Here is a 13,315-nt window from a genome sequence, read left to right as displayed (position 1 = left end):
CGTCAAACTCCTTTGTGGCTCGAGGCGCGCCGACTTGGCAGCGGGTTCACTGTCACGGATCGCGGCGCCGCCTGCCTTGGTCCGTCATGCCTGGGGTGAATTTTCGAAGTACCGAAAAGATCGAACCCGAACGGCCATAGATCGTGTTCGGAAACGTTAAGGGTCTGGAGCCTGGGAACCCGTTCTGCCTGCAGTGATGCGCTGTGGTGGTTTCCTAGTGGTATCGTATCTTTCACAGGTGATCGTTCTCCATCGCCCGAACGGTCCACAACCCGAGCCGCCGACAGCAGAACCGACGTGGGTAGACGCGTCGCGGCGCACATAGTGGTGCCTGTGACCACCGAACTCACCGTGCTGCAAAGACACAAGGCCATTTCGCGCGACGAGACCATACGAATGTTGCTGGACCAGTCCAAGCGCCGTGGGCGGGCTGTCCCGATTCGGCGAGCCTTCGTCCAGATCGCCAGCCCGGGTCCCGGCCTCGTCACGTGGCCCGGCCCCCTACGCCACCTACTGCGCAGCGAAGAGCGGCTGGAGTTGGTGCTGCTGGTCCACTGCGTCACCGCCCGCGCCGACTGGGGTACGACCCAGCGCTCTGAGACATGGGCCCGCGCCGCAGGGATCTCGTTTCGCACCGACGGCACCGCCAGCGCCGCCGTCTCCCGGCACCTGCACAAGCTGAAGGCGCTGAATCTGGTCCGTACGGCACCGGACGGCCGGATGACCCGCATCACCAAGTTGCTCGAAAACGGCTTCGGCAGCCCGTACACGCTGCCGTCGGGAAACGAGGAGGGCTCACGCAGGGACATCTACTTCAAGGTGCCCTTCGAGTACTGGGAGCAGGGCTACTACAGGTCCTTGTCGATGCCGGCGAAGGTGATGTTGCTGATCTTCATGAGCTTGCGCCGCCGCTCCTTCGTCCTGCGCCAGGACAAGGAGTTCGCGTCTTGGTACGGGATCTCGCCTTCGACCGTCGGGCGGGGCGTCACAGAGCTCAAGGCGAAGGGGCTGCTGTATTCGTACCTCAGCGAGCAGTATCTCGACGGCCGCTCTGTCCTCGGCCAGAGCACGCGGGAGCGCTGGGCCCTCGATGCGCCGTTTGACCTCAACGTCAACAAGAACGACCGGGAGGAGGCAGACGCCGTCTGGACTCCCTCAGTGATCAACAGCACCGCGATCCGCTGTGCTGCCCGTCTGCCCACACGCGTGGAGACCGCAGCTCCACGCTGAGGGCAATCCGATCCCGCAACTACCTTCCCAGCAGCCGGGAAGGACACGGCGCCGGCCGTCACCTCTGTGCCACGCCCCCTGTCCCCGCAGGAGTCGCCCAGGTGAAGCACCGATACTTCCAGGAGGAACCTTCAGTACGTTTGCCGAGCCCAAGGACTTCCAGAAGCCGGAGTCGACCCGGTTGGATGACACCTCGCACCACCCCGGAGCGTCGCTCAGGAGGCTGCGGTCGCCCCGCACGGCGTCGCAGTCGCACCGGTCGCGGGCAAGGGCACGGCATCTCGGTGCGGGAGCTTCGGGTGCAGCGCCGATCGCGTACCCGTGAAGGCATATCCGCGCAGCTGACGATCTCGCGCCGCAACCGGCCCCGCCAGCTCGTCGAGTCGGCACCGGTACGACCTGCCCGCGCATCGCTTCCGGCCGCACATTCAGGAGCGTCTCGACCTGGGCCGGACGCGGGAGGCGACTCTCTCCTCTTCAAGAAGAACGACGTCAAGGCCGACCACTTCTCGCAGCGCCCGCGCTGCGGCAGGCGTTGGCCCCCGCACCCTGCAACACAGCATCAAAGGGGGGTTTCACGATCCTGGATGTAGTGCTTGACTCGCCACGCGGGCCTACTAGTTGTGGTCGGTCATGGGCGTGGTTGTCCACATGACGCCATATGCTTGTGGCGCTCCCCCGGGGGCGAGGTCCTCCAAGTCTCTTCGCCAACCGGCGAAGGACCGGCCACGGCCGGGTACAACGGACCTCGCTGGAGGGCGCATGAAGGAAACGAAGATCGCTGAACAGGGTGGCCAGGGCGATGAGAAACGGCTGTCAGTACGACAGGTGCTTCTCGACTGGCTGCCGGTCGCGGTGATCATCGTGGATTTGGCGATGAAGTTCCGCTGATCATGGATGGCGGAGCGTTGGACCCGGACGTAGAACGGCACGAGCTCAGCAACGAGCCCGGCCGATGTCTAGACGGCCGGGCTCGTTAACTGCTTCATCGGGCGAAGGGTCTGAACCTGGCGGCAACCAGGGTCGGGCCCTTTGTCATGTCCACCGCCCTCGACTGGTGCCGACCGAGGACAACAGGAGACACGGTCAGCGTACGGCAGAAGTTCAGCGTTTTACACGTCGCGTACCAGACCGGTCGTGGACACCCTGTCCATGACGACCACCCTCGCACGGCCCTGACCAGTGCTTATCCCCCACGGAGGTGGGCGCGGAGGTGGACACGGACGTGGTCACGAACAGCGTGTACGGAGGCGTGCCGGCTCGGTCAGCCCACTCAAATTGAGTGGGCCGGATCCGCCCCGCCCCCTCCTGAGTGATCCGCCGTCCTCAGTCCCTCGCGACCTTGACCGTGTTGGCCGTGGTCGTCGGCCGCCCCGCGCACCCACCGATCCGGCGCTGCGTCCGCTGCTGCTGCCGCCAGCTCGGATCCGCGGCCGGGGCTGCATGCACGTCAGCAGAGCCCGGCGCCAGGCCCGGAACGCAGTCCGCGGGGGAGCCCGGCATCTCCCCGCCCCACACCGGCCCCGCGATCCGTACAGGCATCGGGACGACTCCGGTATGCACCCGTTCGGCTGCCATGTCGCGTCCACCGCACCGCCGGCAGGCCGAAGCCCTGTTGCGCCCTGCCCGGCCGGGGCTGAGCCGGCCGGGCGGAAGAGCCGTCCCGTGGCCTTCAACAGCGCCAATGCCGCGGCAGGGCCGCACAGTTGTCCGGATCACACCGTCTGCTTACTCCGGGCGGTGATCATTGTGCTATTGGTCTGGCTGTCCAGTGCCTGCGGTGTGCCGCGGGCAGTACGACGTGATGCCAGGGAGGCGTCATGGCACAGGAGTTGCGGGTCCTTCACCTGGACACCAACGGGGTGCGCCAGACCCTGCCGGCGGACCGGCTGGCAGGGGCAGCGCTGGCGGAGCGGGGCGAGGTGTGGAAGCCGACACGGCATCCCTCGCAACGCAGCATCGTCACCTGGTGGTGGGCAGAGACCAACCGACGCCACGTGGGGTGCCGTTCGCTGGATCGGCTGTCGACTGCGATGCTGCTGGACTTCCACCCCGGTGTGGTCGACTTCGGCGCCTGGTCGGCGCAGCTGGTCTGGAGGGAGCGGGGGCGTGAGCGGCGCCTGGTGCCGGACTTCTTCGTGCAGACCGTCTCGGGGTCGACGGTGATGGTGGTCGCCCGGCCGGCGAACGAGCCGGGCCAGCGGTTCGACCGGCAGATGGCGGTGTGTCGCGAGGTGTGCGGGCAGGCGGGCTGGGAGCTGGCGACGCCCCGGCTACCGAACAGGACGGCGCTGGCGAACCTGCGGTGGGTGTCGCGGCGGCGTCATCCGCGCTTCGGAAACGCGGACGTGGAGTCGGCGCTGGCCGGCGCGTTCGCGCAGCCGCAGCCGCTCGCGGAGGGGGTAAAGGGGTGCGGGGCGCGGCGCGCACTGGCCCTGCCCCGCCTCTACCACATGCTGTGGAAGAGGCGTTTGGGCGTGGACTGGTCCGTGCCCCTGGGGCCCGGTTCGCTGGTGGGCCCGATGGGCGCGGGCGAGCCGGAGGCGATGGGCCGCCCGTTCACGCTGGGGCAGCCGTGAGCGCGCCGGTGCCGGTCCCCGCCGCGGAGCGGGCGCAGCTGAAGGCGCGCGGCGCGCCGCGTGGGGTGTTGGCGCGCGGGGACGAGGTGCGGTGGCGTGGCGAGCGGTATGTGGTGGCCGGTCTCGACGGGATGACGGTGATGCTGGGCCCGGCGGGCGAGGGCGGGGTACCGGCCGCCGTGCTGCTGTCGGTGCTGGCGGCGGCGGCCGACTTCGCTGTCCTGGACGCGGCCGGGCACCCCTTGGCCCAGTCGGAGATGCCTGACTTCGCGGAGCTGGAGGGCGTGCCGACCCATGCCGCGGAAGCGGCCCGGCGGTGGCAGCGCGCGGTGATCGAAATCGATACCGGGCTGCCGCCCGGAGCGGCGCCGGGTGCGCGGCCGCGCCCGGCGTTCGATCCGGCGACGACCACGCTCATCGAGCGGTACCAGGCCAAGGCGGCCGAGATGAGCGCGGTGCTGGGCGGGCCGGTGTCCTGGCAGACGATGCAGGCCAAGCGGCTCACCTACCGCAGGCGGCGCAGCGTGGTCGATCTCCTGGACGGGCGGAGCACGAAGCGGCGGCGGCTGTACGGGGCAACCGACGCGCTCGTGGTGGAGCAGCTCCTGGTGCTGGTCGACCGTCAGCGCCGGCGGGTGGACGCGCCGTCGGACGCGCGGAAGCTGTTCAAGTCACTGCGACGGGTGATGCGTGCCGCGCACGGGGAGAGCGTGAAGGTCCCCAAGGAGCCGACCCTGTACAAGCTGCTGGGACGGCTGGGCATCGACCCCCGGGACTGGGACGCTTCCCGGGGTGCGCGCGCGGCGGGGACGCGGGGTGGGCCGCCGTTCTCGGTGACGAGGGCGACGATGCCCGGCGAGCTGGTCCAGATCGACTCGACCGACCTGGACGTGTGGGTGCTGGGGGACGACGCCCGGCCCGCCCGGGTCGAGCTGACGATGGCGATCTGTGTGGCGACACGCAGCATCATGGCCGCGGTGCTGCGGCCCAAGCAGCCGAGCCGGCGGGGCAGGCGGCGCGAGGCCGGCCGGGGCGGTCTGGTGTCGGCGCCCCGCGCCAAGGGGCGGGCGACGAAGGCGGTGGACGCGTGCGAGCTGCTGGCGCAATCCCTGGTCCCGGCGCCGATGCGGCCCGGGTACGACCCGGCGGTCCACGCCAGCTTCTCGGATCTGCCGTACGAGGAGCTCGTCGCCGTCGACCCCCGGTTCGCGCATGCTACGGCCCGGCCGGTGATCATTCCCGACCTGGTCGTCATCGACCACGGCACGGTGTTCGCCGGGCGGACGTTCTTCGACGCCTGTGAGTACCTGGGCATCTCGGTGCGGCCGGCCCGTAAGCGCACCGGCCAGGACAAGGCGGTCGTCGAGCGGAGCTTCGGAACGATCAAGTCCAAGTTCAGCCAGCGGGTGAACAGTTATACCGGCCGGGACTCGGTGGGGGTGCGGCGGACCGTGGACGGTGAGCGGCTGTGGACGCTTGCCGAGCTCGACGCCCTGCTCCAGCAGTGGATCGCGCTGGAGTGGCAGAACACCGCCCATCCGGAGCTCGCCGACCCCTATGAGGCGTATCTGCCTCATCTGACACCGAACCAGATGTACGCGGCGTGCGTGGCGGTGGAGGGCTACCTGCCGATCCCGCTGACCCGCGAGGACTTCCTGCGGCTGCTGCCGACGGCGTGGATCGGGGTGAACGACCAGGGCATCCGGCTGCACAACCGCACCTACGACCATCCCTCCCGGGACCCGCGCGAGGGGCTGAATCCCTATCGGCGGACGCGTTCGGACCTGCGCGGCAAGAGGAAGGGCCGCTGGGAGGTCCGGTACACCCCCAACGACCTGTCCCGGGTGTGGCTGCGTGATCACAACACCAACCGGTGGGTGGAGGCGACGTGGGTGCACAGCCATGTGATCGGGGCGCCGTTCACTCAGTTCCTGTGGGACATCGCCGTCTCCCAGCATCTGGAGCGTGGGGGGCGCACCGAGGACGAGGAGGCGATCGCCCATGCCTTGGCCGAGTTGCTGGAGCGGGCTGAGCAGGGGCCTGAGCAGGTTCGGCGGGTGTTGGTGCCGGACGGCTACACGCCGCTGCCCGAACCAGCTCCGCAGCGGGAGTTCGACCCGTACGCGCAGCGCGGTCCCATCGACTGGTCGAAGGTTCCCGTGGGCGTCCCGGACCCGGACGGTGACCCTCTCGGTCTGGACGACACCGGCCTGTACGGGCCGGAAGGCGAGGAGGGGCCGGAGATCGACTGGGGGCAGGATGCGATGGCGCCGGATCCCGCACTCGACGCCTGGGCGCGTGCCGGCGGGGCGGGAGGCGCGGAGGAGGGTCTCAAGGAGCGCTACGAGCAGATCTTCGCCGAGTTCGACCAGGCCCGGGATGCTGTTGCCGACGACGGCCCGTGAGGTGGCGGACAGGGCCGCACTGATGGAGAGGGGAACACCGTGAAGATGGAGCTGACGGTCGAGGAGGAGCGGCTGCTGCGCGACACCAGCGCGGTCGGGCCGTTACTGCTGGCGCCGCCGACACCGTCGTGGCCGGTGGACTGTTATGCGTGGAGGGCGCTCGCCGAGTCGTCGGTGCACGCCCCGAAGCTGCAGGACAGCGCCCCGGAGGGGACGAAGGTCGGCAGTCTGGACCCGCGGCTGCTGTTCCACGGACGGCTGCGCACGGTCACCACCCCTGCGATCACCAAGGCGCAGCTGCTGGTGGCCGAACAGGTCATGGCCAACCAGCAGCGCCGGCACGGCAAGGCAGGGGTCATCCTGGACGGGCCGCGCGGGACGGGCAAGAGCACGCTGCTGCAGGCGATCGGGGTGCACTGGGAGCGGCGGCTGTCGTCGTTGTACGGGCCGGACGAGAACCGGGTCCCGGTCATCGTGTTGAGCGTGCCGCCGCCGACGCGCGGCAGCATGCGCAACTGGGCAGGCGCGTTCGCACGGTTCTTGGGCCAGGAGCGGGAGAGCGGGGATCCCACCGAGTCGGTGATCCGGGCCATGCGCAACGCGCGGACGCTCCTGGTCCTCATCGACGGCATCGAGCGGCTGCGGACGGCCGTGGACGCGGAGCTGGCCTTCCAGTACCTGGACATGATCAGCGAGGAGACCGGGGCGACGTTCGTCTACTGCGGGCGTGGCGCCCAGTTCATCGTCGACCCGCTCACCCGGGACAACGACACCAAGCTGGACGACACGGAGCATCTGCGGGGCGACCACATGGTGCTGCGTACGAGCCGGATGGGGTTCAGCCCCGAGGAGTCGATCGTCTTCGCGCGGGTCATCGACCTGTTCGACGCGGAGCTGGTGCTGTACCGGCATGAGAGGCACGACCTGCGGAAGGTGGCCGAGTACCTGCACACACGTAGCCGCGGCTACATGCGGTCGCTGTCGCAGTTGATCTGCCAGGCCGCGCAGGTCGCGATCCGCTCGGGCGAGGAACGCATCACGCTGGAGGTGCTGGAGAAGGTGTCGATGGGCCGTGTCGTGAACCTGTGACCGGCAGGCCGGGTCGGTCGCAGTGCGGCGGTCGCGGTGCGGCCCGGTGGCGTCATGCGGGCCAGGGGCGGGGGCGCCTGCGGGTGCGGAGGGCGGGGTCCCAGACCATGCCCAGCGCTTCGAGGGCGGCGCGTTGTTGCGTGGTGAGGGCTTCCGGATGCTTGCGGCACCGGTGGACCCACCGTCCCAGGTCGAAGGCGGGGGCGCCCGAATGGCTGAGCGGGTCGAGTTCTATGTGGCGGCGAGGGACGTCGAGGTGGCCTTCGCGGTCGAGGAACTCCGCGGCATGGGCGAGGCCCTGGTAGAAGGCGTGGTGTTCGGGGTCGTAGGCGTGGTCGTAGTACATGACGTAGGCCAGGGGCGGGATGCCCAGGACGGTCAGCAGTTCCTGCTGGCGGGGCTGGAGTTGGAAGAACGTCGCCCGCTGGGCGAAGACCCAGTCCACAGTGGTGCGGTGCTCCTGTCCGGGGGCGGTGGAGGGTATGGCGGGCCTCCAGCCGGTGGTGGCGGTGAGCGTCCTGACACGGAGGTAGCGGCGGTCCCAGCCCGTCCGGGGCCGGTCCCAGTCCGGGTCGATCGCCTCGAGCGCCTGACGGTGCTCGGGCGGGAGCTGTCCGGTCTTGGCTCTGTGGCGCTGCGCGGCCAGCCAGGAGCCGACCGGATGGCCGCCCCTCTTCTCCTTGACGGGAACGCAGAGGTCGCCGAATTCGGCCGCCCGGGCCCGGGCGTGCTCGAGCATGGAGTCGAAACCGCGGGTCGGTGTCGTCCACACCATGCCCAGTGCGTCCAGGGCGTGTCGGTGCGGGGCGGGCAGGCGGTCCAGGAGGTGGCGCAGGCGGAGGTTGGCCACGCACTCGCCCAGGGCGAAGCCCTCGGCGTCGGTGTAGTGCGCGGGGACGTCGAGGTGTCCGAAGGAGGCGTGGTAGCGGTGGGCGGAGGCGTGGGACTGCTCCCAGGTGCCGGTGGCCGGCACGGTGGTCTCCAGACCCAGTGCGCGGGCGAGTTGCGCCGCCTGTTCGGGGCGGGCGTAGTAGGTGTCGCGGTCGGGGGCCTTGCCGCTGTTCCTGAGGGCGGGCAGGGCGACGCGGTCCATGAAGGAGCTGTCGTGGGCGCGCAGGGCCTGCAGGAGGGTGAGGAGGCTCCCGAAGGCGGAGCCTTTGAGCAGGTTGCCGGGGTCCAGGCCGTGGCGGAGGTAGACGGGGATGACCAGGGTGGTCTTCTTGCCCGCGCCGGGCGGCTGGCGCAGGCCGCGGCCGATGGCCTGGATGGCGTCGATGATGCTGTAGCGGGGGGCGGTGAAGACGACGGAGTCGACGTCGGGCATGTCGACCCCCTCGTTCAGGACCCGCACGTTGGACAGCACCGCACACGCGCGGTCCGGGTCGGCGAAGTCCTCCAGCAGGTCCCGGCGTTGGCCGCCGCGTTGCTCGCCGTGGATGCCCCGGGACCACAGGCCCTTGATGCCCAGCTGCCCGCCGGCTTCCTGCGCGGTGGTCGGCAGGGACTCGGCGAAGGCTTCCGCGAGAGCGATGCGGTTGTGGAAGACCAGGGTGCGGCGCAGCCCATGTTCGGCGATCGCGCGCAGGACCGCGACCTGGACCGCGGCGTTGCGCACGCCGTCGTGGTGGGCGGTGTTGCCGGGGCGGCGGTCGACGAGGATGCCGTGCAGGTCGGCGTCGTCCACGACGGGCATCACGACCTGGTAGTCGGCGAGGAGGCCCCGCTCGATGGCCTCGGCCATGCCCAGCTCGAACACGGTCGGGCCGAAGATCTCACAGTGGTCCATCGTGGCGAGGGGGGCGTACTCCATGAGCGGGTGGAGCTCGGTGGGGGCCGACGCGGCCCAGACCCTTGGTGTTGCGGTCATGTAGACGCGGATCTTGGCGGGGACGGCGGCGTCGTCGTGGACGGTGCCCCAGCCTTCGCCGAACGCGGAGCACGTGCGGTGGGCCTCGTCGGCGATCACGAGGTCCCAGGGCGGCAGCCCGTGCAACTCGTGGGCGGCGCGGATGTGGTGCAGGGAGCCGTAGGTCGAGAACACGGTGACCGGGCCGGTCGTGCGGGCGGCATGGGCGATGGCCCGTGGGCTGGTCCGGGGGTCGCGGCACAACATCGCCTCCGCCCGGGTCAGGCCGCTCTCTTTCTGGCTGAGGGAGCACACGGCGAGCGCCGGCCCCGTCCGGCCTGCCTGGCGCCAGCGCCGGACGGTCTGGGCCACCAGGGTCTTGGTCGGCATCAGCACCAGCACCGTGCCCTGCGGTGCCAGCCGCTGCGCGGCCTGCTGGGCGACCAGCGTCTTGCCCGTGCCGCACGCCGAGACGACCGTCATGCGTTCCTCACCGGCTGCCACCGCGGCCTGTATCGCGGTCAGGGCCGCGACCTGGTGCTCCCGCAGTTCCATGGGCGCCCCCGTCCCCTTCCCGGGGCGGTGCCCCTGCATCGGATCGCACGGAACGTAACGGCCGCCCAAAGGGCGTCGAAGAGTTTCGGCCAAAGACACGGGGCCGCACCGGCAACGGTGGCCACCGCCGGCCCACACCGGTGGGCGGCCGCCGGACGTGCACGGGCCTGCCCGTGCGGTGTGAAAAGCCGATGCCGTGCCGGAGGAAGACGGCACCCTGGTACAGGGGGTGTCCAGTGAAAGGGGTAGGTGAGAGTGGCTCGTACGGGAGTCGCCGTGGCCGGCCGGCCACGGCGCAAGAAGCCCTGGCGTCCGGCACAGCGGCTGGCGCTGTCGGTGCGGTTCATCGGCGGGGAGTCGACCGGCTCCTACATCCGGCGCCTGGCGGATGCCAACGGCATCCCCGACCAGGAGTTCTGGCCATGTTCGGCACACCGCTGCGTAAGGACGGCGTGCCGGACGACCCGCGCTACCGCGAGGGGTATCTCAATGCGGCCGCGCTGGACCGGCTCGCCGTGATGACGGGCCGCACGGTCGGCGAGTTGCAGTGCGCCCTGCCGAACCTGCGCACGAAACGGCTGCTGAGCGCGGCGGGCGGGCCGGCGTGGGACTGGCCCTGGGACACCCGCGGCTGTTTCCTGGTGAGGACGTGCGAGATGTGCGCGCGTATCAAGGGCACGGCGTGGGATTCCTATCTGGCCGCCGACGCGACGTGGCAGGTCTGCGCCGCGCACGGGCGATGGCTGGACAACCGGCGCGAGCCCGGAACCACGGCCATCCGGCTGTCAGCCGTGCCCGAGGTCGCGGACGTTCACCGCCTGCGGGTCCTGCTGGAGCGCCGGTTGGGCGCGGGCGGGCGGGCGATGTTCGCCGACGCCTACGCCATCGCGTCGTGCTGGTGGAACATCTCCGTGCTCAACGCTCCGGTGTGGCGCACCCGCAGACGGGCGCTGGGCAGCGCGGGCCGGGACGAGCTGCGCGTCGCTCCCCTGGTGTTCTACCCGGAGGCGGTACACCTCGCGTACCGTCTGGCCGTCCGGGAGCGGCGGCGGCAGCGCCGCACCCTTACCGAGGACGCGGACCGGGCCTGGCTTGAGGAGGTGGCGGCGCTGCTGAAGGAGTGGGGCATTCCCGTGACGGACGGCCTGGCCATGGTCGAGAAGTGGATGGTGCAGCATTCCCCGATCCGTCCAGCGCCTGCAGGCCGGACCGGGCTTGAGGAGACGGTGATTAAGGCGGAGCGGCCGGCCCGCAACCGCTACCGGCGTCTGTTCCTGCACGCCCCGCACACCGGCCTGGCACTGGATGAGGATTCGACGTTCGGAGACCGCTCCTGTCTGACCTGGCGGCTGGGCGACCTAATCACCACTCAGCTGCGGCCGGCGCCACGCGGCTGGTATTTGGGCGGCCGTGCCTGACGCCCCGGTCGTTCACGCCGGGCCTGCGACCCAGCCGTAGTAGCTGATCACGTCACGCAGATGCTCGTGGGTCACGCTGTGCAGGCGGACGGCCCAGCTGCGGGCGGTTTCCTCGTCGGGCAGTCCACTGATCGAGTAGTGGACGGGGCCGGTGCTCCCCCAGGCTGCCTGGCCCGTGCGGACTGCTTCGTCGATCATCATTTGCAGGACAAAGGCCGGTTCGGGCTGCACCACCACCAGTTTGGTGGTGGAGGTGTCGACCCGGGCGCTCCACCCGTCGGCGCGCTGCAGGACGAAGGCGGTCGGCGTGTTGCCCCGGCGGGCCTTCCTGTAGACGGCGGCCAACGCGTGCGGGCGGCCGGTGAGGTCTGCGACGGTGTCCTGCTGGCCGGCTCCCGCCCGCGTCCGGCACCGGCGGGCCTGCGGGGAACGGGACTCGCCGGGGGCATGGCCGAACTCGGCTGCACGGCGGGCCAGTTCAAGGAGCGCGTTCAGAGCGCGGTATTCGACGGGGCGCAGAGTCGCCAGGGTCGCAAGGTGCTCATGGAACCAGGCTCCCAGCGGGAAGGAGCCGGCGGGACCGCTCGAGCTTTTCTCCCAGGTGGCCTGGTGGCCCGTGGGGATGTCCAGGTGGCCTTGCTCTGCCAGGAAACGGGCCGTGTGGGGCAACCCCAGGCTGAAATGGTTCCTGTTGCCGGCGCCTCTGGCAGGCCGCAGCAGGATCTCGGTGTCGGGTTGCGCTCCGATCTGCAGGAGAAGGTCCTGCTGCTCGGGCGTCAGGCGGAAGAACTCTCTTTCCTGCGTTCTCATCCAGCGGGCGGCGGCATGGTCGTACTGGGGAGGTGTGCGCGTGGCCAGGTTCCATGTCTGGCCCCGGCCGCGGTAGAGCGACTTGGCTAGGGCGTAGTAGGACTGCCAGGCGGGCGGCCAGGGCGGGTTCCACCACCGGTCGATCCGGTCCAGGGCGCTTTGCACCTCGACGTCCAGGCTCCCGGCGCCGGCGCGGGTGCGGCAGGTGCCCAGCCATTTACCCAACGCGTATCCGCCGACCACGGTGGTGGTGGGGAAGGCGAGGTGTCCGTGGGTACGGGCGAACAGGCGGGCGTGATCGAGCATGCCCTGGATGGGGGTGGGCGGCGTCCAGCTCATGTCGAGGCGTTCCAGTGCGGTGCGGCGCTCTGCGGGCAGGGCGCCCAGCAGGTGGTGAAGCCGCTGGCCAGCGGTCCACTGGCCCAGGCCGAAGCCGTCCTCGTCGGTGTAGTCGAAGGGGACGTTCAGGTGGCTGAAGGAGCGATGGTAATCGGTGGCGGAGCGCAGCCCCTCGGTCCAAGTCCCGGCGGCGGGAATGAGTATCTTCAGGCCCAGGACACGGGCGAGTTGGGCGGCGCGTTCGGGGTCGCTGTAGAGCAGGTCGCGGGTGATCAGGGTGTTGTGGCGGGTCGGCGGGGGCAGGGTGACGCGGTCCATGAACGACTCGTCGTGTGAGCGCAGCGCCTGCAGGATCGCGATCAGGGCGGCGAAGTCGGAGCTTTCGAGGATGTTGGCACCGTCGCCGGTCTCGGGCAGGTAGACGGGAATCAGCAGGGTGGTGCGCTTGCCCGCGTCCGGGCTCTGGCGCAGCCCTCGGGCGACTGACTGGACGGCGTCGATGGTGCTGTAGCGGGGTGCGGCGAAGACGACCGCGTCCAGGTCGGGCAGGTCGATGCCCTCGTTGAGGATGCGGGCGTTCGACAGGACCGCGACGTCGTGCCCGGGGTCGTCGAAGGCGGCGAGCAGGGACCGGGTCACGGTGTCGTCCTGCTCGCCGTAGACGGCGTGCGACCACAGGTGGTCGCGGCGTAGTGGGTCGTGGACCGTGGCGGCGGTCTGCGGCAGGGTGCGGGCGAACCCGGTCGCGCCTTCGACACGGTTATGGAAGGCCAGGATCCGGCGCAGCTTGTGTTCGTGGATGGCACGCACGACGGCGACCTGAACGGCGGCGTTGCGCAGGCCGTCGTGGTGCGCGGTGCCGGCGGGATGGGGGTCGTTGAGGATGCTGAGCAGGTCGTGGGGGGGGGGGGGGGCGGCCCCCCCCCCCCCCCCGGGGGGGGGGGGGGGGGGGCGGCCGGGGGGGGGGGGGGCGCCCCCGCCGGGGGGGGGGGGGGGGGCCAGGCGGCCCCGCCCGGCCGCGGCCGGCCACCCCCACAACAGGAA

General features: G+C 70.5%; 8 protein-coding genes. 6 read left to right on the top strand and 2 right to left on the bottom strand.

Annotated elements, in window-relative coordinates; all coding sequences use genetic code 11:
* The first annotated feature begins 333 nt into the window (after window positions 1–333).
* The 5 genes from ACZ63I_RS34890 to ACZ63I_RS34870 all read left to right on the top strand — a co-directional run bounded on the left by ACZ63I_RS34890 (window position 334) and on the right by ACZ63I_RS34870 (window position 7,303).
* Window positions 334–1,230 (top strand): hypothetical protein, encoded by an 897-nt coding sequence (locus ACZ63I_RS34890; protein WP_469343553.1) that lies wholly within the window; start codon window positions 334–336, stop codon window positions 1,228–1,230.
* 762 nt (window positions 1,231–1,992) lie between these two features.
* Window positions 1,993–2,121, top strand: coding sequence for a hypothetical protein (locus ACZ63I_RS34885; RefSeq protein WP_469343551.1), 129 nt, complete (start codon window positions 1,993–1,995; stop codon window positions 2,119–2,121).
* A gap of 929 nt (window positions 2,122–3,050) precedes the next feature.
* On the top strand, window positions 3,051–3,809 hold the full coding sequence (locus ACZ63I_RS34880; protein ID WP_469343550.1) for a TnsA-like heteromeric transposase endonuclease subunit: 759 nt from the start codon (window positions 3,051–3,053) through the stop codon (window positions 3,807–3,809).
* A complete protein-coding gene (locus ACZ63I_RS34875; RefSeq protein WP_469343549.1) occupies window positions 3,806–6,214 on the top strand; it encodes a transposase in 2,409 nt (802 codons plus the stop codon). The genes ACZ63I_RS34880 and ACZ63I_RS34875 overlap by 4 nt, the downstream gene beginning before the upstream one ends.
* A 45-nt stretch (window positions 6,215–6,259) precedes the next feature.
* Window positions 6,260–7,303 (top strand): ATP-binding protein, encoded by a 1,044-nt coding sequence (locus tag ACZ63I_RS34870; protein ID WP_469343567.1) that lies wholly within the window; start codon window positions 6,260–6,262, stop codon window positions 7,301–7,303.
* Between the two features lie 52 nt (window positions 7,304–7,355).
* Here ACZ63I_RS34870 and ACZ63I_RS34865 read toward each other — a convergent pair whose 3' ends face one another.
* Entirely contained in the window at window positions 7,356–9,704 is a 2,349-nt protein-coding gene (locus ACZ63I_RS34865) for a helicase associated domain-containing protein (RefSeq protein WP_469343548.1), read from the bottom strand.
* 422 nt (window positions 9,705–10,126) lie between these two features.
* On the opposite strand from ACZ63I_RS34865, the gene ACZ63I_RS34860 reads away from it, so the two are divergent.
* Window positions 10,127–11,122, top strand: a complete 996-nt coding sequence (locus tag ACZ63I_RS34860) for a hypothetical protein (protein ID WP_469343546.1) — start codon at window positions 10,127–10,129, stop codon at window positions 11,120–11,122.
* Window positions 11,123–11,134: 12 nt separating this feature from the next.
* Here the strand turns inward: ACZ63I_RS34860 and ACZ63I_RS34855 are convergent, their stop codons facing one another.
* Entirely contained in the window at window positions 11,135–13,081 is a 1,947-nt protein-coding gene (locus ACZ63I_RS34855) for a helicase associated domain-containing protein (protein WP_469343545.1), read from the bottom strand.
* Window positions 13,082–13,315 lie beyond the last annotated feature (234 nt).

This window comes from Streptomyces sp. NPDC087906, from assembly GCF_055584925.1.
This window is presented reverse-complemented; position numbering and strand designations above follow the sequence as displayed.

Excerpts from the sequence above, each read along its gene's own strand:
- ACZ63I_RS34885 (WP_469343551.1), top strand. The coding sequence starts at position 1,993 with ATGAAGGAAACGAAGATCGCTGAACAGGGTGGCCAGGGCGATGAGAAA.
- ACZ63I_RS34880 (WP_469343550.1), top strand. The coding sequence starts at position 3,051 with ATGGCACAGGAGTTGCGGGTCCTTCACCTGGACACCAACGGGGTGCGC.
- ACZ63I_RS34870 (WP_469343567.1), top strand. The coding sequence starts at position 6,260 with ATGGAGCTGACGGTCGAGGAGGAGCGGCTGCTGCGCGACACCAGCGCG.
- ACZ63I_RS34865 (WP_469343548.1), bottom strand. The coding sequence starts at position 9,704 with ATGGAACTGCGGGAGCACCAGGTCGCGGCCCTGACCGCGATACAGGCC.
- ACZ63I_RS34860 (WP_469343546.1), top strand. The coding sequence starts at position 10,127 with ATGTTCGGCACACCGCTGCGTAAGGACGGCGTGCCGGACGACCCGCGC.